Source organism: Streptomyces sp. NPDC005722 (assembly GCF_040630935.1).
In the GTDB taxonomy this organism is placed as follows: Bacteria; Actinomycetota; Actinomycetes; order Streptomycetales; family Streptomycetaceae; genus Actinacidiphila.
Genome location: NZ_JBEXYN010000019.1, coordinates 82,367 through 107,603, shown reverse-complemented (window position 1 = coordinate 107,603; position 25,237 = coordinate 82,367). Strand labels below are relative to the sequence as shown.

Annotated in this window: 17 protein-coding genes; 9 read left to right on the top strand and 8 right to left on the bottom strand. The window is 72.6% G+C overall.

The features are described from left to right. Positions 1-168: 168 nt before the first annotated feature. From ABZ479_RS22265 to ABZ479_RS22255, 3 genes are all read right to left on the bottom strand, one after another. A complete protein-coding gene (locus ABZ479_RS22265; protein WP_500463204.1) occupies positions 169-1,167 on the bottom strand; it encodes a hypothetical protein in 999 nt (332 codons plus the stop codon). 159 nt (positions 1,168-1,326) lie between these two features. Beyond that, on the bottom strand, positions 1,327-3,279 hold the full coding sequence (locus tag ABZ479_RS22260; RefSeq protein WP_500463203.1) for a LamG-like jellyroll fold domain-containing protein: 1,953 nt from the start codon (positions 3,277-3,279) through the stop codon (positions 1,327-1,329). Positions 3,280-3,822: 543 nt separating this feature from the next. Beyond that, entirely contained in the window at positions 3,823-5,052 is a 1,230-nt protein-coding gene (locus tag ABZ479_RS22255) for an MFS transporter (protein ID WP_500463202.1), read from the bottom strand. A gap of 47 nt (positions 5,053-5,099) precedes the next feature. Here ABZ479_RS22255 and pdxR point away from each other — a divergent pair, with 47 nt between their 5' ends. Further along, positions 5,100-6,533 (top strand): MocR-like pyridoxine biosynthesis transcription factor PdxR, encoded by a 1,434-nt coding sequence (pdxR, locus tag ABZ479_RS22250; protein WP_500463201.1) that lies wholly within the window; start codon positions 5,100-5,102, stop codon positions 6,531-6,533. 64 nt (positions 6,534-6,597) lie between these two features. Here pdxR and ABZ479_RS22245 read toward each other — a convergent pair whose 3' ends face one another. Beyond that, the gene (locus ABZ479_RS22245; protein WP_500463200.1) at positions 6,598-8,736 is read right to left on the bottom strand and encodes an acyltransferase family protein; all 2,139 of its coding nucleotides are present in this window, start codon (positions 8,734-8,736) and stop codon (positions 6,598-6,600) included. A gap of 562 nt (positions 8,737-9,298) precedes the next feature. Here ABZ479_RS22245 and ABZ479_RS22240 point away from each other — a divergent pair. The 5 genes from ABZ479_RS22240 to ABZ479_RS22220 all read left to right on the top strand — a co-directional run bounded on the left by ABZ479_RS22240 (position 9,299) and on the right by ABZ479_RS22220 (position 17,622). Next, on the top strand, positions 9,299-10,552 hold the full coding sequence (locus ABZ479_RS22240; RefSeq protein ID WP_500463199.1) for an MFS transporter: 1,254 nt from the start codon (positions 9,299-9,301) through the stop codon (positions 10,550-10,552). Between the two features lie 686 nt (positions 10,553-11,238). Then, entirely contained in the window at positions 11,239-14,133 is a 2,895-nt protein-coding gene (locus ABZ479_RS22235; RefSeq protein WP_500463198.1) for a helix-turn-helix transcriptional regulator, read from the top strand. Continuing rightward, positions 14,114-15,064: a metallophosphoesterase family protein gene (locus ABZ479_RS22230; protein ID WP_500463197.1), complete on the top strand. Its 951-nt coding sequence runs from the start codon at positions 14,114-14,116 to the stop codon at positions 15,062-15,064. Before ABZ479_RS22235 ends, ABZ479_RS22230 begins: the two co-directional genes overlap by 20 nt. Next, entirely contained in the window at positions 15,061-15,783 is a 723-nt protein-coding gene (locus ABZ479_RS22225; RefSeq protein ID WP_500463196.1) for a 4'-phosphopantetheinyl transferase family protein, read from the top strand. Before ABZ479_RS22230 ends, ABZ479_RS22225 begins: the two co-directional genes overlap by 4 nt. Before the next feature lie 177 nt (positions 15,784-15,960). After that, complete coding sequence (locus tag ABZ479_RS22220) at positions 15,961-17,622, top strand: flavin monoamine oxidase family protein (RefSeq protein WP_500463195.1); 1,662 nt, start codon at positions 15,961-15,963, stop codon at positions 17,620-17,622. Between the two features lie 39 nt (positions 17,623-17,661). On the opposite strand, the gene ABZ479_RS22215 is transcribed toward ABZ479_RS22220, so the two are convergent. The 4 genes from ABZ479_RS22215 to ABZ479_RS22200 form a co-directional block, all read right to left on the bottom strand. Next, positions 17,662-18,717 (bottom strand): sulfotransferase, encoded by a 1,056-nt coding sequence (locus ABZ479_RS22215; RefSeq protein WP_500463194.1) that lies wholly within the window; start codon positions 18,715-18,717, stop codon positions 17,662-17,664. A 58-nt stretch (positions 18,718-18,775) separates the two neighbouring features. Continuing rightward, positions 18,776-20,179 (bottom strand): class I adenylate-forming enzyme family protein, encoded by a 1,404-nt coding sequence (locus ABZ479_RS22210; RefSeq protein ID WP_500463193.1) that lies wholly within the window; start codon positions 20,177-20,179, stop codon positions 18,776-18,778. Positions 20,180-20,396: 217 nt separating this feature from the next. Further along, the gene (locus ABZ479_RS22205) at positions 20,397-21,080 is read right to left on the bottom strand and encodes a thioesterase II family protein (RefSeq protein WP_499601217.1); all 684 of its coding nucleotides are present in this window, start codon (positions 21,078-21,080) and stop codon (positions 20,397-20,399) included. Continuing rightward, positions 21,077-21,724 carry a sugar phosphate nucleotidyltransferase gene (locus tag ABZ479_RS22200; protein ID WP_500463192.1) on the bottom strand — a complete coding sequence of 216 codons (648 nt, stop codon included), beginning with the start codon at positions 21,722-21,724 and terminating at the stop codon, positions 21,077-21,079. The genes ABZ479_RS22205 and ABZ479_RS22200 overlap by 4 nt, the downstream gene beginning before the upstream one ends. Before the next feature lie 452 nt (positions 21,725-22,176). Between ABZ479_RS22200 and ABZ479_RS22195 the strand changes: the two genes are divergently transcribed. The 3 genes from ABZ479_RS22195 (at position 22,177) to ABZ479_RS22185 (ending at position 25,234) form a co-directional block, all read left to right on the top strand. Then, positions 22,177-23,184, top strand: a complete 1,008-nt coding sequence (locus ABZ479_RS22195; RefSeq protein ID WP_500463191.1) for an ABC transporter ATP-binding protein — start codon at positions 22,177-22,179, stop codon at positions 23,182-23,184. After that, positions 23,181-24,029 carry an ABC transporter permease gene (locus ABZ479_RS22190; protein WP_500463190.1) on the top strand — a complete coding sequence of 283 codons (849 nt, stop codon included), beginning with the start codon at positions 23,181-23,183 and terminating at the stop codon, positions 24,027-24,029. The genes ABZ479_RS22195 and ABZ479_RS22190 overlap by 4 nt, the downstream gene beginning before the upstream one ends. Positions 24,030-24,214: 185 nt before the next feature. Continuing rightward, entirely contained in the window at positions 24,215-25,234 is a 1,020-nt protein-coding gene (locus ABZ479_RS22185; protein WP_500463189.1) for an ACP S-malonyltransferase, read from the top strand. Positions 25,235-25,237 lie beyond the last annotated feature (3 nt).

The following is a 25,237-nucleotide window of genomic DNA, read 5'->3' as shown; positions in this document are numbered from 1 at the left end:
CGGCGCCGACCGGCCCAGCCACCCCCGGGGCCCCGCGCACAGAACGCGGGACCCCGGGGCGCGCAAACCCAGCCATGACGGCTCTCCGTCCCCGTCGTGCCCCCCGTACACCCGCGTCCGAACGTCGGCGCAGCGAGAACCATCCACCGCCTCGACCCGGTCGAAGCCCTACGCGGTCACGGCGTCAGCGTCGCCTGCGGTGAGATCCAGCAGGTCGGCGAGGCTGCGCTCCGCCTGCCGGACGATTCCGAAGTGCGGGCCGTGCATCCTCCTCAGGGTGGCGATGCTGCTGCCGCCCTCCCGCGCGGCCTCCTCGCGTCGCCCCAACCCGAGCAGCGCCTCCGCGGCATGGATGCCCGACAGGGCTTCCGCCGACTGCAGGGTCACCACAGACGGGGGCGTGGCCGACCTCGCGGCCCCGGCGATCACGGCAAAGGCACTTCTCGCGCTCTCCAACGCTTGGGCATGGCTCCCCAGACGGTTCAGGGCATGGGCACAGCACAGCTCCAGACCGAACCGCAAGCGCAGTTCTCCTTCGTCGTACCGGGTCACCATTCCCAACGCTTCTTCCGCGATCGCCAGTCCTTCTTCCGGGCGTCCCGTGCTCGTCAGGAGGTGGGACAGCAGGTCCGTCGCCAACCAGCGCGCGGCGAACCCGGCGGGCGGCGGCAGGAGCCGGCTCCGCTCGAGGACACTGCGCAGTTCCTGCTCGCTCTCCTCGACCCGGCCCAGCCAGAACCTCTCGTTCCCACGCACCGCGCGACAGAGCAGGACTTGTGCCCCGAACTCGTCCAGCGACGTCGAAGCGGCTTCGATCAGCTCGTCGAGTTCACGTGCCGCCTCTTCGTGACGGCCCTGCTGGGACAAGATCCTGACATGCAGGATCCAGATCTCCAGGGTGTCGTGGCGGGTACGCAGACGAAGCACCCTCGTTTCCGCCTCCGGCCATTGGCCTTCGGATTCGAGGTGGACACAGAGGGCATAGAGCACGTAGTCCGTCACGAGGTGCTCATCGCCGAACCGGACCTCGGCTGTGGCGAGGCAGTCGCGCAGCCCTGCATCCCGTTCGGCCGGGGGTCGCCGCAGAAGCGTCAGGACACGCTCGACGAGATGATCGATCGCCTCCTGTTCGCCCTTCCGTCGGTCTTTGTTACCGAAGAATCCCACTTCGACCTCCCCTGACCCGGTTCACGTCGCGGTGATCCTGCCAGACGCGGACCGGACGCCCCGCGGCGGCCCGTCGGGACGGTTCCGCCGAGGGGCCGGCACCCCCGCGGGGATCCCTTCCGCCTCCGGCGGGTGGGCCGGGGGCGGAAGGGCGACGGGCTACTCCGCGGTCAGGAACTCGTCCACGGACAGCGGGCGGTTGACGATGCGGATGTCACCGACGTTGCCGTGGAAGACGACGTCGACGGCACCGGCGTACTCGTGGCCGCCGACCAGCCAGGGCAGGCCGAGCGTGGTGAGGCCCTGCGACACGCGCTTCGGGTTGTCGGCGACGGGCGCGCCTTCGACGTACATCCGGGTGTAGCGGCCGTCGTTGACGACCGCCACGTGCCACCACTTCAGCTCCACCATGCCGTGACCCCAGTTGGTCGTCGGGTAGGTGTTGTTGAGCGGGTAGTGGTTGAACTGCGCCTCCCGGCCGTTGTTCGTGATGGCGAACTGGGCCAGGGGCTCGTTCGCGTCGGTGTTCTTGCCGTGCTTGCCGGCGGCCCCGGCCGAGCCCCGGCGGCTGAGGATCGACGCGTTGCCGTTCCTGCCGGCGTCCCAGTCGAGCGGCATCCGCACGAACGTCTCGAAGGTGTACCCGGACCTGAACGTCTCGGCGTTCAGCGGGGCCTTGGCCCCGGTCGTCAGGTAGGAGCCGTTGACGGGGTTCCTGCCGCCGGCGAACTTCAGGCTGGCGTGCGCGGGCTGGTCGGGGTGGTGGTCGTCGGACCAGGTCAGCGCATCGGCGGCACTGCCCGGCACGGTCACCACGGTGAGGTCGTTGCCCTTGCCGGACAGGTCGCGGATCGTGTCGCCCGCGGTGAGCGGGGTGCCGGGCGCGCCCTGGCCGTCGAAACGCCAGTAGGCCAGCGTGCCCTTGACCAGCTGCCTGCTCGCCGGGCGGGCGGGGCGGACCGGGATCGGGATGAAGCTGGAGAACCGCTCCTCGAAGTCGATCGGCACCGAGAAGTCGTCGACCGCGCCGGTGATCCGGGCGTGCTCGGCCGCCAGCTTGTTGCGGGACTCCGGGTCCTGGGCCAGGATCCACGGGTTGATGGTCTCGACGTCGATGGTGTTGCGGGCCAGGTCGAAGTGGTACAGCCGGATCATGCCGCCGCCGCCGAAGTAGCGGTTCTGGTAGTTCGTGATGTGCAGGTGCACGTCGTTGCCGGCGGCGTTCTTCCTGGTCGTGCGCCCGGACGGCCAGTAGTGGCCGTTGAGGGTCAGGAAGATCTGGTCGTTGTCCTTGATCAGCTTGTCCCAGATCGTCTGCCCGTAGCCGGAGAGGTCGGCGTTGTCCTCGGGGTTGCCGGACGCGTACGGGAAGACGTTGTCGTCGTAGTCCGAGTAGACGATGTCGTGCGCCGTGAGGATCACCGGCATCTTCGGGTGGGCCTTGATGACGTCGTTGGCCCACGCGAAGCCCTGGTCGGTGGTCCGCCAGTCCAGGGCCAGCACCAGCCAGGAGAGGCCCGCGGCCTTGAAGACGTGGGCGGTGTTGTAGCCGGTGGGGTCCGAACCGGCGAACGTCTTCGAGCGCTTGAACCGCCGCGGCCCCAGGGTCTGCAGGTACGGCGTGTCGCCGCGGGAGTCGTCACCGCTCACGTCGTGGTTGCCGGCGACCACGCTGTAGGCGGCGCCGTGCGAGTCCAGGAGGGCGAACGCCTTGTCGACCTGGGCGAAGGACGACGCGTCGGCGTCCTGCGTGAGGTCACCGAGGTGCGCCATGAAGACGATGTTGTCGGTGCCCTCGCCGCTGTTGTCGATGATGTAGCGGAACGACTCCTCCTGCGGCGTCCGGTTGACGCTGTCCTGGCTGCCCCAGTAGAGGAACTGGGTGTCCGGCATGACGGCGAGGGTGAACTGGAGGGCGGTCGGGTCCGGGCTCCAACTGCCGGTCCTGCCGCTCCGGCTCGCGTCCGCCGCGAACGCGGGCGTACCGACGAGCGCGGACACACCGGCGCCCGCGGCCGCCGCCCCCGCACCGGCCAGCGCGGCGTTGCGGAGGAACCCCCGCCGACTCTGCCCGTCCGGCTCGTGCGACGGGTTGTCATCGTGAATGCACATAGGGGGCCCTTCCGGGGTCGATAGTTTCAAACACCAACGACGTTAGTCAGGAGCGTCGCTTCCCGGGCGGACAGGAGATGACGAAAACAGATCCAGTGCCTGACGGGAACCGGAATGCGAGCCCGCCATCCCAGTCCGTGACGTGGGGTCATGACGGTTGGTCACCAGGTCGGGCGGGGTGCGTGACCGCCGTCAGGAATATCGACGGAATGGGTTGTGCGGACGTTCCGATTGCACGGCAGGGCGTCACACTTTCCCGATTTCGGGCGCATTGCGGCCCATTGAGGGGGCGAGCGACACGGACGGCGCAACGACGGGAAAGGCGTGTGGAATTACCCGCGGCGGATCTCCGGGAATGGCGGTGCGGAATCACCGGCCCGCGGCAGGTGACCGCTCGCACACCCCGCCGCGCTCATTGCTTGACGCGTCAAGTACTGACATCGGTGAGCTTAGCGACGCGAAGCCCCGCGAGCAAACGGCGACGGACGGGGCGCGCCTCCTTGGCCCCGGGCCGTGGGCCGCGCTCGGTGAGGGCCGCCCTCCTCAACGGTCGCGCAAGGCCGGGGCCAGGGCGACGAGCATCACGGCGGCGGTGAGCGCGAAGGCGGCCGGGTAGCCGGTGTGGGCCGCCGCCACGCCGAAGGCGAGGGCTCCCACCCCCATGCCGCCGTCGTACGCCACGTTCCACAGCGCGCTCACCGTGCCGTAGCCGGACTCCGGGACCCGGGCGTACATCAGCGTGAGCGTCGCGTTCTGCGCGACCCCGAAGCCGGCGCCGAACAGCGTGACCCCGGCGAGCACGGCCGCCGGGCTGCCCGTCGCCGCCGTCAGCAGCAGACCGGCGGCCGACGCGAGCAGGCCCGGGAGCACCAGGCGGGCGGGGTCGTGGCGGTCGCCGTACCGGCCGGCGAACCAGCGGGCCACGGTGGACGTCGCGGGCTGCGCGAAGAGCGCGATCGTCACCAGGGCGGACAGCGACGCGGGGACGGCGACCGGCAGGAACGTCACGAGGATCCCCGTGCCGAGCGCGGTCGTGGCGAACACCGCTGTGGGCCGGGCCAGGGCACCGTCGCGCAGACCTGCGACCACTCCCACTCCCGCGTCCCGGGCGGCGGAAGGTTCCCGTCCCGGGAGCCCCGGCACCACCACGACCGCGGCCAGCGCCGCCAGCCCACCGGCCACGCACACCGGCGTGAACCCGATGTGCGCGGCCAGCCAGACACCGAGCGGCAGACCCACCAGGGACGGCACGCCCGACACGATCCCGGCCAGCGCCAGACCCTCGCCGCGCCGGGCGGCCGGGATCAGCGAGGCCGTCAAGGCGCCGCCGGCGACGACGGTGAGGGCGAAGCCCAGCCCGCGGAGCAGGCACATCGCAACGATCCAGGCCATGCCGTCCCCGGCGGTGAGCACCAGTGCGGGCGCGCCGAGCAGGACCAGGCCCGCGGCCAGCGCAGTCCGGTAGCCGTAGCGGGCCACCAGGCGGGGCGTGGCCAGTTCGCCGCCGACGGTGGCGAACATCAGGGCGCCGGTGGCCAGACCCGCGTCGCCGCCGCCGCGCTCGGCGTACAGCGGCACCACCGACAGCAGCAGGAAGAAGCTCGCGGAGGCCCCGACCACCGTCCAGAAGCGCAGCAGCAGCTGACGGGTCACCAGTGGGGGGTGGTCGGGCGAAGGGGCCGGTGCCGGGACGCGCGGGGCGGTGCCGTCGCCCGCGGTGGTGGGCGGGGTACGGGGTGGGATGCCGGGCGGCGTACTGGGTGGCGTGGTCATGGCATCGACGCTAGAAGCCCACCGGTCCCCCGGTAAGCTCCAATTCCATGCCGCTGGAGTGGTCCGGTCTGTCGCCCGAACTGCTGCTCGCCGTGGACCGGAACAGCGGCGAGGGGCTGCGCGCGCAGCTGGAACGCCAGATCAGGGACGCCATCCGGGCCGGCCGTCTGCAGGTCGGCGAACGCCTTCCGTCCTCCCGCGAACTGGCCCGCCGCACCGGCGTCTCCCGCGGCCTGGTCCAGGACTGCTACGCCCAGCTCCAGGCGGAGGGCTACCTCACCGGCCGCATCGGCGCCGCCACCACCGTCGCCGCCCGCGCCTGCCCCCAACCCGCGTTCGCCGCGCCGCCCGGGCGGACGCCGTCCGGGGAACGGCCGGACGGGCCGCCGCTCGTCGCCGACTTCCGCTCGGGCGTCCCCGACCTCGCCTCCGTCCCGCTCGCCGACTGGCTGTGGGCGGTCCGTGAGGCCGCCCGCACCCTGCCGACCGCCGCCCTCGACTACGGCGACCCGCACGGCGCGCCCCTGGCCCGCGAGGTGGTGGCCGGGTACCAGCGGCGGGTACGGGCCGCGGCCGCCGACGCGGACGGCACCGTCATCTGCACCGGCTACGCCCAGGGGCTCGCGCTGGCCCTGCGGGCGCTGGCCGCCCGCGGTGTGACCACCCTCGCCCACGAGGATCCCGGCGCGCCCGCCGCGACGTCCCGGGCCGCCGTGCACGCCGGGATGACGGCCGTACCGGTGCGGGTGGACGAGGACGGGGTCGACGTACGGGCCCTGGAGGCCACCGCCGCGCGGGCGGTCCTCGTCACCCCGGCACACCAGTGGCCGACCGGCGTCGTCATGACCGCCGGGCGGCGGCGTGCGCTCATCGACTGGGCGCAGCGCCGGGACGCCTTCGTCATCGAGGACGACTACGACGCGGAGTTCCGCTACGACCGCGACCCCGTCGGCTCCCTCCAGGGCCTCGCCCCCGACCGGGTGCTGAACATCGGCACCGTCAGCAAGTCCCTCGCACCGGCGCTCCGGCTGGGCTGGCTGCTCTGCCCGCCGGCCCTCCTCGGCGCCGTCGTGGCGTTCAAGGCCGCCGACGACCGCGGATCGCCCACCCTCGACCAGATCGCCCTGGCCCACCTGATCACCTCGGGGCGCTACGACCGCCACCTGCGCCGCATGCGCGCCGAGTACGCCGCCCGGCGCGCCACCCTGGTCGAGGCACTCGCCGCGCACGCTCCCGGCGTACGGCTCACCGGGCTGGCCGCCGGTTTCCACGCCGTCGCCCACCTCGGGCCGGGCCGCGACGAGGAACGGGTGGTGGCCGCGGCCCGGGCCCGGCGGGTCGGCCTCTACGGGATGGCCGGACACCACGCGGCGCCGGACACGGCCGGCGGGCCGCCCCGCCTGGTGCTCGGCTTCGGCAACACCGGCCGCCGCGCGATCACCGAGGGCGTCGCCGCCGTCGGCGGGCTGCTCGCGGACTGATGCCGGCGGGCCCGGGGCCGTCACCGGCCGCGGTGCCGGTCCCGGGGGCGGGAGCGGGGGCCGGTCACGGATGCCGGCTCAGGTCGGCTCCGTAGAGGCCGGCGATCGCGTGGTCCAGTACCGGGGCGATGGCCTCGGCGTAGGACTCGCTGAGGTGGCTGTCGTCGCGGTAGACGAAGGTGTCGTCCACCACGACGGGGCAGACCCTGCCCGCGCCGCAGAGCCAGGGTGCCGGGTCGAGGACCGTGACGCCGGTGGCCGCCGCCGCCTCGGTGATCTCGCGCTTCTTGTCGGGATCCCTGACCGTGCGCCCGATCTCGGAGGCGCACCGCCGCAGTTCCAGGGGATGGTCCCCGGCGCACTCGACCGCGTCGCCGTCGGGCCAGGGGGTGTCCTCGACGGCCAGCACCTCGGCTCCCGAGGTCCTCAGGTCGCGGTAGGTCCGCTCGAAGCCCTCCGTCCACTGGACGCGCGGGTCGCCGGACGGCCCGGCCAGGTCGGCCGTGTCCGAGGAGGCGGCGACGACCAGTGCGGGGTGCAGGGACCTGATCCGGGCCAGTTCCCTGGTGCGCCACCGGTCGCAGGAGGTGTACGGCCTGCCGTGGTAGACGGTGGTGACGTCCGCGACCTTGCACGAGGCCTTCGTCAGTGAGACCAGCCTCCAGTGGTGTTCGCGGGCCAGCCGGTCGAGGGCCGGAAACCACTGGGCCGCGTGCGAGTCCCCGAAGAGCACCACGGTCTTGGGCGCCGACCGGTCGCCGTAGACGCACCGCGGAGTCGCCTCGCTCTCGTAGCCGATGTGGCAGCCGTCCCGGTAGATCGCGGACGACGACGACTTGATCCGGCCGAGTCCGGGCCGCAGGTTGGCCGGGAGGCTCGGGGACGGCTCCGACAGCAGCTCGGCCAGGCGCGCCTGCGGGTCGGCGGCCCCGGTGAGCACACTCCTCAGCCGCGGCGCCGCCACCCCCGAGTCGATGGGCGGCGGGAAGGCCGTCGCTACCAGTGCCGCCGTGACGGCGCACGCCGTCAGCCCGGCCCCGAGCCCCAGCGCCCGTACCGGACGGCCGCGGAACACGCGGTGGAACCGCACCGGGTTCTCCACCAGGTGCAGCGTCGCCCAGGCCAGCAGGAGCGCGACCGCCGCGCAGACCAGTGCGAGCTTGACGGTCGGGGGCCTGTTCAACGCCCTCGGCAGGATCACCAGCGCCGGCCAGTGCCACAGGTACCAGCTGTAGGAGAGACCGCCGACCCACGTGACCGGGCGCAGGGACAGCAGCCATCCGGCGCCCGACCGCGCGGGCGGGCAACCGCCGGCCAGCACCAGCGCGGTGCCGAGCACGGGCACGAGGGCGTACCACCCGGGGAACGGCGTGTCGTCGTCGAACAGCAGGGCCGCCGCCGGCAGCGACACCAGGCCGGTCCAGCTCATGGCCGCGGCCGTCCGGGCCGGCAGCCGTTCCAGCCTGCTCGCGGAGAGGGCGAGCAGCGCGCCCGTACCCAGCTCCCACAGGCGGGTGTGGGAGCCGAAGTACCCCCAGGAGGGCGAGCCGTCGGTGATCGAGACGTTCAGCACGAAGGAGGCCACGCACAGCACGGCGAGGGGCGCCGCCAGCAACGCCGTGCGCCGCCGGGCGAGCCACCAGCTCGCCCACAGCAGCAACGGCCAGAGCAGGTAGAACTGTTCTTCGACCGCCAGGGACCAGAAGTGCTGGAACGGCGAGGGCGGACTGTCCGCCGTGAGGTAGTCGGTGCCCGCGCTCGCCAGCCGGAGGTTCACCACGTAGAAGGCGCTGCTGAGCGCGTCCCCGGCGTACTCGCTGAACCGGACCTTCGACAGGAACAGCCATGCCCCGAGGAGCGTGACGAGCCCCACGGCGGTGGAGGCGGGGAGCAGTCGCAGCGCGCGGCGCGCGTAGAACCGCCGCAGCGACACGCGGCCGGTCCGCGCCAGCTCGCGCGACAGCAATGAGGTGATGAGGAAGCCCGAGATCACGAAGAACACGTCGACCCCGATGTAGCCGCCGGCCAACTGCCGGACCCCGGCGTGCGAGAGCACCACCATGACCACCGCGAGCGCGCGCAGTCCCTGGATGTCCGAGCGCAGCCGTCCGCCGGTGGGCGGATGGTCCTGGGGCCCGCCGGCCGGACCGGAACCCTCGCCGTCTCCCTTGGCCGGCGGTGGGGACTCCGGCGCAGGCCTCACGCTCTCCGCAGGCCACGACGCTCGCACCACAGGACTCTCCCTTGATCATTGCTGATGGACGCCGAGCCGTACGACGCCACCGGCCAAGACCTCCCACCTCCGGGCAGGGTTGTGGTCCTCCGCCTCCGTTCGTTCGTTCTTCGCCGATCGCACACCTGCGATTGCCTGGCCGTTCATCGTCGCGAGACCCCGGGGAGCGGCGACGACCTTCCCCGCCTCCTCGCGGGGTGCCGGATCGCACACCGCACCGTACGCGGCGCCGTCGGGACGGACGCAGGCGGCCACCGGTGTGCACCCCGGTGTCGTCCGGATGCCGGAACGACGTCGCCCAACCGGGGACCGCGCGCCCGTCGCGTCGGCGAAGACGCCGCCGGACAACCGCTCTTGGCGGCGTGCTCGCGGTGCCGCTCCCGTGAATTAACGCGCCGGCAACCTGACGTCGCCCCTGATGTCCCCGTTCGTTGGGCACGCCCGAACAGCATGTCGCTCGTTCCGGATGCGCTGCGGCCGAGTCCGACACGCGACCCGTCCACCTCCGGCTCCGAGGAACTGCGACCCAGCCATGAGCACTCCCACGTCCGGCGGCCGCGTCCGACTGCCACGCCCGTTCTACGTCGTGTGGGCTTCGGTGACGATCTCCGGCATCGGCGACGGCATGCGCCTGATCACCCTCCCGCTGCTCACCGCCGGCCTCACGGAGGACGCCCGGCAGGTCGCCCTGGTGGCCTTCGCGGGACAACTCCCCTGGCTGCTGGTGGGCTTGGTGTCCGGCGCACTGTCGGACAGGTTCGAACGCCGGCGCATCCTGTGCCTGGTCGACGTGACCCGTGCGGTCGTGATGGCGGGCCTGGCACTCCTCACCCTCGTCGACGGCCTGTCCATACCGGTGCTGGCGGGTGTGGCCTTCCTCCTGGGCTGTGGGCAGACCCTCTTCAACGGAGCCTGGTCGGGCATCGTGCCGGCGCTGGTGCCGCCCGAACGGCTGACCAAGGCGAACGCGCGCCTGCAGGTCAGTGCCCTGCTGGCCGGCACCATGCTGGGCACCCCGGTCGGGGCGGTCCTGTTCGGCGTCACGCCGGTGCTCCCGCTCACCGTCGACGCCGTGTCGTACGCGTGCTCGGCGGCGCTGATCCTGCTGGTGGCGGGGCGCGCCCGGGCCCTTCCCGAGGACGGCGCCCCGGTGCGGCGATCGCTGCGGGACGACGCCCTGCAGGGGCTGATCTGGCTGTGGAGGCACCGATTGCTGCGGCAGTTGTGCGCGGTGGCCGCCATGGGCAACCTCGTCGTGGTCGGCCTGATGTCCGTCCTGGTGCTGTACGCCCGCCAGACGCTGGGACTTGAGGGCCCCGGATATGCGGTGCTGACGGTGGCCTACGCCCTGGGAGGCATCGCGGGAGTGCCGCTCGCGCCCCGGCTCGAGGCCCGGATCGGGGCCCGCCGGGTGCTGCGGATCGGCATGGTGGCCACCGCGGTGCTCTGCGCCGGCATCGGTTCGGCCCGGTCCTTCACGGTGGCGACGGCGCTGATCGCCGTGTACGGCACGGTGGGCCTGGTGTGGAACGCCACCGCGGTGTCGCTGCGTCAGTCCCAGGTCCCGGAAGGGCTGTTGAGCCGGGTGACGATGTCCTTCCAGATGACCTCCATGTGCGCTGGTGCGCTGGGGACCCTGCTGGCGGGGCTGGCCTACGACGGCATCGGGCCGCGGGCCCCGTTCCTCGCGGGGGCCGTGCTGCTCTGCCTGACCGGCCTCTGCTTCCGCCGGCCGCGGGACGGCGCCCCGGCGGAGGCGTCCGCCCCCGTCTCGACGTACGGCTGAGCCGCGCGCGACCGGACCTACGGACCCGGCTCCCGGCGCCTGGCAGACAAACGTGATCTTCCTCACCGGTGCCCCGCTATTACTCCGCAAAGGGCCGCGGTTAAGATCATTCAGGCCCGGCCGGTGCGGATTGCGCACCTCAGCCCTCTTGCGGGCCATTCCACGCCACCCGTCCGGCGAGATCGACGGGGGGATCAATTCGGGACCCCTCGGGACGCGTGGCGCACCAATCGCCCCGTCTTCGCTCACCCCTATTCTCCGCGAGGACCCCCCTATGTCGGTCCGCGCCGCGGAACGGTCTTCCCGGACCCCGTTCTCGAAGACCCCGTTCCGCATTTGAGGTTCTATTGAGGTTACCGCCCTCCCCTTCCCGGGCGCACATCTGTGACCTGCGACAACACACATCGTCCCCGCCACCCGGCGTCCACCGGCTGCTCACTCTGCGGCAATACCCGGACGACAGATTGAGACGGCGTCGGCTCTGGGACGTTGATACAGTCCGGAACGGGGTCGAAAAGGAATGACCGGGGGGTGTCAGTGCGCCTTGTGAGCATCTGCGAGTTTCCCTATGTTACCGCAGCGTCATTTCCGGTATCCCGTACACGGAACCACGCGAAGTGGCCGGACATCGGAAATCATGCCCACCGTGGCGCTATTTCACATCGCATTGCGGAGGGTTGCACGTCGTGCTAGTGGAACGAAATGAGCAGATCGCAAGGCTTGTCGCCTTCGCCTCCGGTGAGAGCCCCGGCACGGCCTTCGGGTCAGGGCGGACGGCGGTGATCAGCGGGCCCGTGGCGTCCGGGAAGACGGCACTGCTCCACCGCGTCCTGGAGGACCACGTGGTCGCCGAGCACAGGCTCCTCACCGCCGTCGGCTCGCCGGCGGAACACGCCATACCGTTCGGCGTGATGGAGCAGTTGCTGCGCGACGCCCGGCAGTCGGCCCACGGCCCCCTGCCGCCTTTACTCGTCGGCGCGCCACGGGCGGGCGATCCGGGCTCCGGCGGGGAACCCGTGGCGGCCGAGATCCTCCAGAGCTTCCACGCCGAACTGGGCAGGATGTCCGCGCGTGGGCCGGTCCTGATCGCCCTGGACGACGTCCAGTACGCCGATCCCCAGTCGCTGCACGTCCTGTCGTACGCGCTGCGCCGGTTCCCCTCGACGGGCGCGGGCGCCGTGTCGGTGATCGTGACGCTCGGCGCCGACGCACGCCGGACGCCCCCCGGGGTGCTGGAGGAACTGCTGCACCCCACACGGGGGTTGCACGTGCGGGTCGGCCCGCTCGGCGTCGCCGGGGTGGAACGGCTGCTGACCGCCCGGGCCCACGGGGGCGAGCCGGGCGAGCGCCCGGCCGGCGCCGCGCCCACCGGCCGGCTGGCCCGTTCCGTGCACGCGGCCACCGGTGGCAATCCGCTGCTCGTCCACGGCCTGGTCGAGGACCACTTCTCCCAGGCCCAGGAACGGCCGTCGGCCCCTTCCGACGAGGGCGGCACCCCGGACGGGCCGCTCCTCGCGGGCGAGCGGTTCCTGCGCAGCGCGCTGCTGATCGTGCACCGCGTCGGCGCCGACGGCCTGCGGGTCGCCCAGGGGATCGCCCTGCTCGGCGGCGAGGCACCGCTGCCGCTGCTGGCCCGGCTGGTGGAGGTCGAGGAGCGCGCCGTCCGGCAGGTGGTGTCCGCGCTGGCCGAGGCGGGCGTCCTGGACGACGGCTGCTTCCGGCACCCCGGCGTGCGGGCGGCGGTCGCGGAGAGCCTGGACGACGAGGCCGTGACGCGGCTGCGCCGGCGCGCCGCCCGCCTGCTGTACGAGGACGGCGCTCCCCCGCTGCTCGTGGCCGAGCAGTTGCTGGGGCACGACATGAGCCCGCCCGACGAGGAGTGGGTGCCCCAGGTGCTGGCGGACGCCGCGCGTGAGGCGATGGCGGCGCAGCGGGTGGGCTTCGCGGTGAGCTGTCTGCGCATGGCAGAGGGCTGCTGCCGCAGCGAGCGCGAGCGCGCGCAGGTGAGGATCGCCCTGGCCGGGATCATCTGGCGGGTCACCCCTTCCGCGTGGCCGCGGCAGGTGCGTTCGCTGGCCGGGGCGGCCCGGGCCGGGCAGTTGCAGCCGGTCGACGCGCTGCGGCTCGCGGCCGACCTGCTGTGGAACGGCTGGGCGGACGACGCGGTCACGGCGATGCGGCACATGACGACGGCGGCCTCGCGGCCCGACTCCGAACTCGCCGCGCAGGTACGGTGGTTGCGGTCGATCCTGGCGAGCACCTACCCCGAGGTCCTGGAGCGGGTCGACGCCGCGCTGGCGCCGCTGCACGAGAACGCGGTGGAGGTCCCGGTCTCCCGGCCGGAGGAGAACCGGCTCGCGGCGGCGGCCGCGCTGCACGGCGTGCTGTCCGGCGGTGCGGCCGGGGGCGGGACGTCGCCGGACGAGGAGGACGTCCGCTTCTCCGACACCGCGGACCGCATCCTCGCCACCCTCCAGTTGACGGAGGAGACCGAGCCGACGGTGCACATCTGCCTGCTGGCCCTGGTGTACGCCGACCAGTTGGGGACCGCGACGCAATGGGCCGACCGGCTGCTGGCGGAGGTCACCGCCCGCTGGCCGGCGAGTTCGACGGCGATCCTGCGGGCCTTCCGGGCGCAGATGGCGCTGCGGCACGGGCACCTGGCGCAGGCGCGGCAGATGGCCGAGCAGGCCCTCGAGGAACTGCCCCCGCACTGCTGGGGCGTGGGCATCGGTGCCCCGCTGGCGGTGCTGATCGAGGCGAGCACCGCGATGGGCGACCACGAGGCGGCCGCCGAACTGGTGGGCCGCCCGGTGCCCGAGGAGATGTTCACCACCCGCTTCGGGATCGAGTACCTGTACGCGCGGGGCCGGCACGAGCTGGAGACGGGCCGGCCGCACGCGGCCCTCACGGACTTCACGACCTGCGGCCGGCTGATGCGGCGCTGGCGGATGGACCGCTCCACGCTGGCACCCTGGCGGGTCGGGGTCGCCGAGGCCTGGCTCGCCCTGGGCAGCCGGGACCAGGTGGAGCACTTCGCACGGGAGCAGCTCGCCGGTGACGCCGGACCGCGGGTGCGCGGGATCGCGCTGCGCGCGCTGGCGGCGGCCCGGCCCGTCGGCGAGCGGCCGCGGCTGCTGTCGGAGTCGGTCACGCTCCTCCAGGCGGTCGGCGACTGGTACGAGCTGGCGCGCACGCTGACCGATCTGGGCCAGGCCCACAAGCAGTTGGGCGACCCGGTCCAGAGCAAGCTGCACACCCGCCGGGCGTGGCGGATCGCCGAGGGCTGCGGCGCGCAGAAGCTGGGCCGTTCCCTGCAGCCCGAGCAGCCCGGCCAGGCCGCCGCGCCGAAGGCGCCGGATCGGGCGCAGCCTGCGGCCGCGGCCGCCTTGACGGACGCGGAGCGCAGGGTGGCCTCGCTGGCCGCGCAGGGCTACACCAACCGGGAGATCGGGGCGAAGCTCTTCATCACGGTCAGCACCGTCGAGCAGCACCTGACCCGCGTCTACCGGAAGATCAACATCTCTCACCGTCGTGACCTGCCCGTCAGTTTGGACCTCGATGTCGCCCATATCGCCTGACCCCGCCGCGCTCCACTCCCCCACCGCGCCGGGAGGCACACCGCCTCCGGGGCCGCGGCTGCTCGCCGTCAGCGACCTGCACGTCGGCATGGCCGACAACCGTCCGATCACGGAGTCGCTGCGGCCCTCCCACGAGGACGACTGGCTGATCGTGGCCGGTGACGTCGGCGAGCTGACCGAGGACATCGCGTGGGCCCTCAGCCTGCTGGCCGGGCGGTTCGCGAAGGTGGTGTGGGCGCCGGGCAACCACGAGTTGTGGACGCCGCGCGAGGACGCCGTGCAGTTGCGGGGCGAGGAGCGCTACCGCTACCTGGTGGAGATGTGCCGCGGGCTCGGCGTCCTCACCCCGGAGGACGACTGGCCGCTGTGGGAGGGTCCCGGCGGGCCGGTCCGGGTGGCGCCGTTGTTCCTGCTCTACGACTACACGTTCCGGGTGGCGGGCACCTCGACCAAGGAGGAGTCCCTGGCCCGGGCGCACGAGGCCGGCGTGGTGTGCACGGACGAGTACCTGCTCCACCCCGATCCGTACCGGACCCGCGACGACTGGTGCCGGGCCCGGGTGGCGGAGACCCGCCGGCGCCTGGCCGCGCAGGACCCGTCGGTGCCGCTGGTGCTGGTCAACCACTTCCCGCTGGTGCGCCAGCCCACGCAGGTGCTGTGGCACCCGGAGTTCGCCCAGTGGTGCGGCACCGTGCTGACCGCCGACTGGCACCGCAGGTTCACCACCGCCGCCGTGGTCTACGGGCACCTGCACATCCCGCGGACCACCTGGTACGACGGGGTCCGGTTCGAGGAGGTGTCGATCGGCTACCCGCGCGAGTGGCGGCGCCGCGGCCACCCCAAGGGGCTGCTGCGGCAGATCCTGCCGTACGCCGACTCCCGGCAACCGCAGGCGGCCGCCGGGCCCGGAGCGCGGGAGGCGCGGACGTGATCGAGGCACTGCTGCCCGAGGTGGCGGCCACCAGCGAGTCCTTCGGGCCCGACGGCTCGGCGACGCTCTACCCCGAGGAGGCGGCGGTCGTGGCCCGCACGCCGGACCGGCGCCGCGAGGAGTTCGCCACGGTGCGCGCGTGCGCCCGGCGGGCCCTCGCGGAGCTCGGGCTGCCGCCCTCCCCCGTGCTGCCCGGCGTGCGCAACGTCCCGCGGTGGCCGGCCGGGGTCGTCGGCAGCATGACCCACTGCGAGGGCTACCGGGCCGCGGCGCTCGCCCGGGACACCGATCTGGCGATGATCGGCATCGACGCCGAGCCCGACCTGCCGCTGCCCGACGGTGTGCTGGAGTCGATCGCGCTGCCGGGCGAACTGGCGTGGGCGCGCGCGGGCGGCACCCGCTCCCGGGTGAGCCGGGACCGGCTGCTGTTCAGCGCGAAGGAGGCGGTCTACAAGACGTGGTACCCACTGATCGGCACCGAACTGGACTTCGACGACGCCGACATCGCCTTCCGTGAGGACGGCGCGGCCGGCCGGCCGCAGGGCACGTTCACGGCGCGCGTCCTGCGCCCGCGGCGCGCTCCGGACGGCCGGCTCGTGGAGCGGTTCTCCGGCCGCTGGCTGGCGGACCGCGGGATCGTCGTCACGGCCATCGCCTTTCCCGCCCCGACGGCGGCGGCGGAAAGCCGTCCGAATACGGTCCGTTACCAGGGTGGATAGGGGTTGTAGCGCCGTCGGCCGCCGAAATAGCGTGGCATTACCGGCGCGACTGCGCAGTCGCGGACCGCGGCCTCCCGTTCTGCGGGAGCAGCGGTTCGCGCTGTGATTTCCCGGCTCCGCTCGAATCGTCTCCGGTTTCCTGGAAGCGCTGTGGAATCGGCCCGAGAGGTATTCCCGATGACGTCAGTCAGCCCGGCCCCCGTCAGCATGCTCGTGCCGGACTTCCCGTTCCCCTACGACGGCTGGCTGAGCCATCCGGCCGGGCTCGGCGCGCTGCCGCCGGAGCGCCTGGGGACCCCGGTGGCCGTGGTCGGCGGCGGCATGGCGGGCATGACCGCCGCGTACGAGCTGATGCGGCTGGGCCTGCGCCCGGTCGTGTACGAGGCGGAGCAGATCGGCGGCCGGATGCGTTCGGTGCCCTTCCCCGGGCAGCCGGACCGCGTGGCGGAGATGGGGGCGATGCGCTTCCCGCTCTCCGCCCGCGCGTTGTTCCACTACGTCGACCTGCTGGGCCTGCGCACCACGCCCTTCCCCAATCCGCTGGCGGCGAGCACGCCGAGCACGCTCGTCCACCTCATGGGCGAACGGCACCGGGCGGAGCTCGCCGACGACCTCCCGGACGTCTACCAGCAGGTGGCCTCCGCGTGGGAGAAGGCGCTGCAGGAGCGGGCCGAACTCGCCACGATGCGCGACGCCGTCCAGCGGCGTGACACCGAGACCCTGAAACGGGTGTGGAACCGGCTGGTCCGGGAATTCGACGACCAGTCCTTCTACGGTTTCCTCGCGACGAGTTCGGCGTTCCAGTCGTTCCGGCACCGGGAGATCTTCGGCCAGGTGGGATTCGGCACCGGCGGGTGGGACACCGATTTCCCGAATTCGCTGCTGGAGATCCTGCGCGTGATCTACACCGAGGCCGACGACAACCAGGTCGCCATCACCGGCGGTTCCCAGCGGCTGCCGTACGGCCTGTGGGAGCACCGGCCGGAGCGGTGCGCGCACTGGCCGGCGGGGACGTCCCTGATGTCGCTGAACGGCGGTTCGGTCCGGCCCCGGGTGCGCTCGGTCGTCCGGGACGGCGACGGCTTCCGGGTGACCGACGCCTCCGGGCGCGAGGACCGCTTCGACGCGGTGGTGTTCACCCCGCACCTGTGGACGCTGCTGAACCGCGTGGAGTGCGACCCGGCGCTGCTGACGCAGCCGCTGTGGACCGCGGTGGAGCGCACCCACTACATGGGCGCCTCCAAGCTGTTCGTGCTGACCGACCGCCCGTTCTGGCACGACCGGGACCCGCTCACCGGCGAGCCGGTGATGAGCATGACCCTCACGGACCGCATGCCGCGCGGGGTCTACCTCTTCGACGACGGCCCGGACCGCCCCGGGGTGATGTGCCTGTCGTACACGTGGAACGACGACTCCCTGAAGATGGCGACGCTGGACCCGCACGAGCGGCTGGACGTCCTGCTGGACAAGCTGGCCCTCGTCTACCCCGGGCTGGACATCCGTTCCCACGTCGTCGGCGACCCCCTGACGATCACGTGGGAGACCGAGCCGCACTTCATGGGCGCGTTCAAGGCGAACCTGCCGGGCCAGTACCGCTACCAGCGGCGGCTGTTCACCCAGTTCATGCAGCGCGGCCTGCCCGCCGCGGAGCGCGGCTTCTTCCTGTGCGGCGACGACGTGTCGTGGACGGCCGGTTTCGCCGAGGGCGCGGTCACGACGGCGCTGAACGCCGTGTGGGGCGTCCTGGAGCACCTCGGGGGGACCACGCACCCGGACAATCCCGGGCCCGGTGACCTCTTCGAGGCCCTCGCGCCCCTGGACCTGCCCTACGACGCCTGAGGCGCGGGTCCCCCGTACACGTCGCCGCCGGACGCCGGACTACGGCCGGCCGGCGGCGTCCTCCAGCGCCGCGGTGCCCTCCGCGCAGGACGCGCGCAGCTCCTCCAGATCCGCCGGACCGAGCCGGAGGGCGGAGCCGCGGCGGCCGTCGCCGTCGAGGTGGCGGGCGGCGTCCTCCAGCCAGCCGGGGTCGGCCTCGGCGCCGATGAACCCGGCCAGCCGGGTCAGCTCCTCGTGCGGGCGCTCCAGGAGGCGCTCGTAGGACAGCGAGGTATGGGTGCCGGCGGGGAGCCCGTCCAGGGCCCGTACGCCGTCGACGATCCAGCGCGACCACATCTCGCCGAAGACGGTGAGCGGGATCGGCCGGTCCATGACCAGGGCCGGGTCGTAGGTGCCGGTCAGCAGGGGGGCGAGGTCGGGCGGGAGCTGGGCGAAGTGGTCCGCGGTCAGCTCGTAGGGCGAGTCCACGCCGCAACGCTCGATGATCTCCGCGATCATCGGGATCATCCGGAAGGCGATGTGCCGGCTCATGGACAGGGCGCAGTCGGGGCCGTTGCGGTACAGGTGCACGAAGCGTGCCCGCGGGAAGAGCGCGTGCAGCTCCTCGACCCTGCCCAGGGAGAGCCCGGAGCGTTCGACGACGGCGCCCGTGGTGCCGAACCGCTCCGCGAGGGTGCGGAAGAACGCCTGCCAGTGCAGCGGCGCGGGGCGCGTGGGCCAGGCGCTGACCTCGGGCTCCAGCTCGTCCAGCAGCCCGTCGGGATCGTCGGTGAGGTGCGGGAGGACCATCATGCTGATGGCGGGGATGCCCGTCGTCTCCGCGGAGTAGCGCCTCTGCGGCTGGCGGTGGTAGAGGAACTCCGGGGGCGGCGCGCCGTTGCGGACGAGGCTGTCGCTGACCGGGTTCGGGCGGGCCAGGCAGCCCCAGAACTCGGCTCCGCTCAACGGCTCCTCGCCGAACGCACCGGGGTCGGTGACGCTCGCGAAGAGCTCGTTGAGGCTGAGGACGCCGGGGTGCAGGTTCACCACCGCCGACAGCGCCGTCGAGCCGCAGCGCCCGGTACCGACGACGAAGGTCAACTGCTCGGGAAGCACACCGGCGTCCTTTCACGTGCTGGTCGTGCGCGCCGCCCCCGGCGGGGCGGACGCCTTGTCACTCGGCGGCCATCCGCGCGAGTTGCTTCTTGTCCGGCTTGCCGTTGCGGTTGAGCGGGAACTGCTCTAGCACGACGACCCGGTTGGGCTGTTCGAACGCGGGCAGCAGCGAGCACAGCCGCTCCCGCCAGTAGCCGGCGTCCCGCTGCTCCTCGTCCTCGACGAAGAACACCAGCTGGGAGCCGCGCAGTTCGTCGGGGAGCGGCACGATCCGGGTGGGGCAGCCGGCGGCCGAGGCCTTCCGCTCGATCAGCTCCGGGTAGAGCGTGTAGCCCATCCGGTGGACGGCGAACTTGCGTCCCAGGACGTGCAGGTTCCCGGCCTCGTCGAGGTGGCCGAGGTCGCCGGTGCGCTGCCACCCGGTGGGGGCGGGGACGACGGAGCCGTCGTCGGCTATCTGACCCTCGAGCCCGTCGGGGGTGTCGACCTCGATCTCGCCGGGCCGGCCCGCGGGCACCTGCGCGCCGTCCTCGTCGACGATCCGCAGCCGGATGCCGTCCATCGCGCGACCGCAGGCGACGGGGTTGTCGAGGGTGGCGAAGGAGATGTTGCCCAGCTCGGTGGAGCCGTAGCTGTCCAGCAGCGGAAGGCCGAACTCCTCGACGTAGCCGGCCACCAGCGGCGCGTCCAGCGGGGCCGCGCCGACGCAGAACATCCGGGCGCCGGCGACGTGTTCGCGCAGCGCCGGCTTGCGCGTCACCAGGCTCAGGATGCTGCGGTAGCTGGAGGGGGTGGCGTCGATGACGGTGACGCCGGCGTCGCGGCCCATGCGCAGGGCGCGGTCCAGACGCCGGTAGGGGGCGATGACCAGGGAGCAGCGGGTCAGGTAGGCGATGAGGACCATCGACAGCCCGTACTGGTGGGCGAAGGGGAGCAGCGGCATCAGCACGTCGTCGCGGCGGTGGCCGACCTGCTCGGCGTTGCGCCGCAGGTTGCGCAGGAACTTCGCGCCGGACTTGACCACGCCCTTGGGCGAGCCCGTCGAGCCGGAGGTCCACATGATCAGGCCGTCGGGCAGTTCGCCCCACGTCTCGAACGACAGGGTGCGCGGCACGGTCGGCAGGCCCGCCGTGGCGACCATCAGCTCGTACAGGTACAGGGGGTCGGCGCCCTGGTCGATGGGGGTCTCGTCGTCGACGATGGTGACCTTGACGCCGGTGCGCAGGGCGATCCGCCGGGTCTCCTCGACGTGCTCCTGCTGGTCGACGAGGACGATGGACGCGCCGACGTCCATCAGCGCGTACAGCACGCAGACGTAGCTCGCGGAGTTCCCGGCCTTCAGCATGACGCGGTCGCCGGGGCCGATCCCGTGTTCCCTGAGCACGTCGGCGACGCGGACGGCGTCCTGCTCGAAGTCGTCGACGGGTCGTACCGAGTCTGCTGCGAAGATCTTCGCGGTCATCGGTCGCACTTGTCCTTCCTCTGGGCCGAACGTGGCCGGTGCTGACGTGGTCCGCGCGGTGCCGACGGCGTGTCCGGACCCGTAGGGGGATCGCGGGGACGGGATGCGCGGGCCCGCACGACGGGGGTGCGGTCGGTCGGTCCCGTCCGGTGGACGCGGTTCTCCACACCTCACGCTAGGGACCAGGGGACGGGGCGGGGTACCCCTGTTCCGCCCCCTAGGGCCCCTGCTTCGGCGCCGTGCGGTCGGGTTCCGGTCCGTGGAGCGAGATCAGCTGGTCGTGCACGAGGTTGACGACCTCGCGACGGTGCGAGTCGAGGTAGCCGGGCGCGCCGGGGAAGACCTCCAGGTCGAACCGGCCGGCCGTGCAGCGCCGCCAGGCCCGTACGCCCGGCAGCGGCGCCTGCGGGTCGTGGTCCCCCGTCAGGGCGACGACACGGCACCGCAGGGCGGGCGGGCCCAGGAAGCCGCGGTGACCGGGGCCCGGGCGGCCGGACACGAAGAGCGTCAGCGGCACGGTGCCGGTCTCCCGTTCCAGCCGCTGGGCGACCCCGTAGGCGAGTTCGGCGCCCAGACCATGTCCGAACAGGGCCAGCGGGCGGTCGGTCCAGTCGCGCACCGCGTCGTAGATCTTGTCGGCGAGGCCGGGGCAGTTGCCGGCCGGCCCGGCCTCCGCGGCGGCCGGCAGCGGGTACTGGACGATCAGCAACTCGACGGTGGGCAGCAACAGTTCCGACATGGCGAGGTAGCAGACCGAGGAGTTCCCCGCGTCGGGCAGGTCGGGGAAGCAGACCAGGCGGTACCTGCTCGGGACCGCCGGCTGCTGGATCCGGATGAGCACGACGTCGTCGAGCGCGACGTCCGCTACGGCGCGGGCGTGGCTGCTGCCCTCGGTGCTCATCCCCCGGTGGTTCCCGCCTCGGCCGCCCCGGGCGCGGAGCCCGTGCCGACCGGTTCGCCGCGCTCGTCGGCCGGGCCCACGCAGGCGGTGACGCCGAGTCCCCGGTCGTACAGCCACCGCAGGGCGTCGGACAGTCCGGGCCCGCTCCCGGCGGGGGGCCGGGCCTCCGGCTCGGCGGGAGGGTCGGCTCGGGGCCCGGCTTGGGGCCCGGCGGCGGGCTGGGCTTGGGGCTCGGCGGCCTCCACGGCCGTGTGCAGGGCCGAGGTGAAGAAGTACACCTCCCAAGGGGGAGGGCCGGGGTTCCGGTCCGCCACGATCTGCGCGGCGGGCCGCCGGACCCGGAACTCCTCCAGGTGCGCGCCGATCCCGCCGGCCGGGAACCCGTCGCCCGCGCACAGCACGAAGTCGTCGTCGGCCAGCCATTCGCGCGCACTGCGGACGGCGCCGGCCACACCCGCCCGCCCCTGGTGCCCGGGCAGGTAGGTGATGCTGACGCCGAAGCGGGAGCCGTCCCCCGCCTCGGCCCTGACGCCGTCGTCCGGGCCGGCCACGACGACGCCCACGTCCACGACGCCCGCGTCGGCGATCCCCCGCAGGGCGTGCCGCAGGGCCGGTCCGTTCGCCGGCACCACGAGGGCCTTCACGGGGTCTCCCCGCCCGGGAGGAGCATGCGCAGGACCGCGGCGACGGTCGCGCCGGGCACCGTCCGCGACGGCGATCCGGAAGCCGCGGAAAAACTCGCACGAGCACGACCCGCCGGAAATTCAATTCCCGCGATGCAATTCGGCGCGATCATGCGGCGATGCTAGAGGGATTCCCGACCGGGCCGCAACACGTCTTTCCCCAATGTTTGCCCACGCGGCCCGAAAAGCGATGCCGGGAACGAACGACCGTCCCCCTAATCACCCTTAGAATTCCCCGCCGCCCCCCTAGACCGACAAGAAATCGTTATCCGGCGAAACCCCTTCTGCTAGACAGGATCCGCACCACACCCATGCCCTATTCAGTCGGCGCTCGACGCGCGGCCGGTCACACGACATTCCCGTGCGAATCCCCGGACTGCCGTTGCCGCGTCCCGCACGATTCGTAGGCGTCAATGACATCACATCAGACCACGGATTCCGCCGTCGTGGTGGACGGGCTGGTCAAGAAATACCCGGGGCGCGACCGTCCCGCGGTGGACGGTTTGAGTTTCTCGGTGGGCCGGGGCGAGGTCTTCGGTTTTCTCGGACCGAACGGCGCGGGCAAGACGACGACGATCGGCGTCCTGACGACCCGGGTCGCCCCCACCTCGGGCCGGGCGTTCGTCCAGGGCGTCGACGTGACCGCCCACCCGGCCCGGGCGCGCCGCGCCTTCGCCGTCGTACCGCAGCGCAACAACCTGGACCGGTCCCTGAACCTGCGCCAGAACCTCGTCTTCCACGCCGGCTACCACGGCATGAGCCGCGCGGAGCGGAACCGGCTCGCCGACGAGTGCCTGGAGTGGGTCGGGCTCGCCGACCGCCGCAAGGCGCGCGGCGACGAACTGTCCGGCGGCCAGGCGCAGCGGGTGATGATCGCGCGCGCCCTGATGCACCGCCCCGACGTGCTCTTCCTCGACGAGCCGTCCACCGGGCTCGACCCCCAGGCCCGCCTGTTCATCCACGAGCGCATCGCCGAGCTGAGCGCACGGGGCGTGACCACCGTGCTCACCACCCACGACATGGACGAGGCCGCCAAGCTCTGCGACCGCGTCGGCATCGTCGACCACGGCCGGCTGCTCGCCCTCGACACCCCGCAGGCGCTGCTGAAGAGCCTGAGCAGCACCGCGCTCACCCTCACCGTGCAGCCGGCGCAGCCGGGCCCGGAGGGCGTCGTTCGCCTGCTGGAGGGGATCGAGACCGTCGAACGGGTGGAGGTGGTGCAGCAGGAGGACACCGAGGAGCAGGCCGACGCGCAGGCCCTGGTGCGCCTGCGCCTCTACAGCGACGCGCCGTCCGGCTCGGTACTGCCGACCGTCATCACCGCCCTGGCGGACGCCAGTTGCGACATCAAGGACCTGAGCGTGGGCACCGCCACCCTCGAGGACGTCTTCATCGATCTGACCGGCCGGGAGCTGCGATGACCACGACCACCGCCCCCGACCCCGTCGCCGGCTTCCCCGAGGAGCTGCGGCCCGCCCGCACCGGCGTGCGCACGGCGACCCGCACGTTCTTCTTCATCCTGTGGCGGGACGTCTTCGTCACCGGCCGCGAACTGGGCATCTTCCTGGCCCAGGTGCTCGTGGAGCCACTGTTCATCCTCTTCGTGTTCGGCAAGGTGCTGGGCGACCTGGGCTTCACCGCGGGCGGGTTCCAGCAGGTCCTGCTGCCCGGCGTCGTGGCGCTCAACAGCTTCCTGGTCAGCCTGCAGAACACGGCGCTGCCGCTGGTCATCGACTTCTCCTGGACCAAGGAGATCGAGGACCGGCTCCTCGCCCCGATCCCGACCACCCTGGTCGCCGTGGAGAAGCTGGTCTTCGGCGCACTGCGCGGCGTCATCGCCTCGCTCGTGATGATCCCGATCGGCCTGCTCGTCCTGGACGACGTCTCCTGGCCCCTGGACACCTTCCTGCCGACGCTGGGCGTGCTCCTGATGGGCGCGCTCGCGGGCAGCACGGTGGGCCTGACCATCGGCACCCTCGCCCCGGCCCGGCACATCAGCGTGGTCTTCGCCGTGACGCTGACCCCGCTGATGTTCACCGGGTGCACCCAGTTCCCGTGGCGGGCCCTTTCCGACATGCGCTGGTTCCAGGTGCTGTGCACGGTCAACCCGCTGACGTACGTCAGCGAGGGCATCCGGGACCTGATGCTGCCGGCCGCGGGCCCGGCCTCGATCCCGCTGTGGGTGGACCTGCTGGCGCTCGGCGGGGCGATCGTGATCTTCGGGGCGATCGGCATCGCGGGCTTCCTGCGCAGGGCCCAGGACTGACGGCGCCCGGCGTCCCGGGTTCCCGGCTCCTCCCTCCCCTCCGCGTCCTCCGTACTTCCCAGGGCCTCGTGGACCGGGTCGCGCGCATCCCGCGCACGACCGGGTGCACGGGGCCCTTTCCGAACCGCTCTCGACGTACTGCGACCATGACCGGGCAACCGGCCGGCGGCAAAGGCATCCACACCATGAGCAATTCCGAGCTGACCCCCGACACCGACAGCGGCGCCGCCGCCCGTCCGCCGCATTCCGGCGACGACCCCGGCCGGACCCGCACGGCGATCGTGTTCCCCGGCATGGGGCCCTCGTCCTTCCCCGAGATCGGCAAGTTCCTGCTGCTGGACCCCTACGCGCGTGAGCGGCTCGCCGAGGCCGACGAAGCGCTCGGCTACTCGCTGTTCGACCGTTTCCGTGCCGCGGACGACGACTACTCCGCCTACTCGCAGATCGCCTTCCTGATCGCCTCGATGGCCATGGCGGACCGGGCGGTGGACTCCCTGGGCGTCTCCCCCGACGTGTGTGCCGGGCCGAGCTTCGGCCAGAAGGCGGCCGCCGCCTTCGTCGGCTCGCTCTCCTTCGCCGAGGTCGTACGGCTCACCGAGGAGTGCGCCCGCTGCGAGGAGGACTACTTCGCCGGCTCCTACCAGGACGTCGTCACCCACTGCTTCGTCCGCGTGCCGCAGGAGCCGTTCGACGCGATCCTCGCGGACCTCGACGACCGCGGCGCCTGGTACGACGTCTCCGGGCGCCTCGACGCGGGCTTCCACATGCTGTCGGTGCAGGAGAAGGAACTCGACGGCCTGAAGGCCCTCATCAGCGCCGCGGGCGGCTACTCCATGTACTCCATGCGGCCCGCCGTCCACGCCGCGTCCTTCTCGGCGCTGCGCGGCAAGGCGGAGGCGGAGGTGTTCGGGGCGTACGAGCTCGCCGACCCCGCACTCCCCGTGGTCAACGACGTGGACGGGACCGTCGTCCGGGACGCCGCCGCGCTGCGCACGATGATGCTGGACACCTTCGACCGGCCGATCCACTGGCCGAACGTGGTGGCGGGCCTCCAGGGGCTCGGTGTCGGCACGGTCTGCGTCACCGGGCCCGACAACCTCTTCCACCGGCTGGACCTCACCAAGGACTCCTTCGAGGTCGTGACGGTGGGGCTGCCGAAGAAGCGCTCCCGGGAGCGGGAGCGGGAGCGCCCGCGACGCGCCTGATGT

Bases quoted from the DNA above. Each gene is read 5' to 3' on its own strand.
- ABZ479_RS22260 (WP_500463203.1), bottom strand. From the start codon at position 3,279: ATGTGCATTCACGATGACAACCCGTCGCACGAGCCGGACGGGCAGAGT.
- ABZ479_RS22255 (WP_500463202.1), bottom strand. From the start codon at position 5,052: ATGACCACGCCACCCAGTACGCCGCCCGGCATCCCACCCCGTACCCCG.
- pdxR (WP_500463201.1), top strand. From the start codon at position 5,100: ATGCCGCTGGAGTGGTCCGGTCTGTCGCCCGAACTGCTGCTCGCCGTG.
- ABZ479_RS22240 (WP_500463199.1), top strand. From the start codon at position 9,299: ATGAGCACTCCCACGTCCGGCGGCCGCGTCCGACTGCCACGCCCGTTC.
- ABZ479_RS22230 (WP_500463197.1), top strand. From the start codon at position 14,114: ATGTCGCCCATATCGCCTGACCCCGCCGCGCTCCACTCCCCCACCGCG.
- ABZ479_RS22220 (WP_500463195.1), top strand. From the start codon at position 15,961: ATGACGTCAGTCAGCCCGGCCCCCGTCAGCATGCTCGTGCCGGACTTC.
- ABZ479_RS22210 (WP_500463193.1), bottom strand. From the start codon at position 20,179: ATGACCGCGAAGATCTTCGCAGCAGACTCGGTACGACCCGTCGACGAC.
- ABZ479_RS22205 (WP_499601217.1), bottom strand. From the start codon at position 21,080: ATGAGCACCGAGGGCAGCAGCCACGCCCGCGCCGTAGCGGACGTCGCG.
- ABZ479_RS22195 (WP_500463191.1), top strand. From the start codon at position 22,177: ATGACATCACATCAGACCACGGATTCCGCCGTCGTGGTGGACGGGCTG.
- ABZ479_RS22190 (WP_500463190.1), top strand. From the start codon at position 23,181: ATGACCACGACCACCGCCCCCGACCCCGTCGCCGGCTTCCCCGAGGAG.
- ABZ479_RS22185 (WP_500463189.1), top strand. From the start codon at position 24,215: ATGAGCAATTCCGAGCTGACCCCCGACACCGACAGCGGCGCCGCCGCC.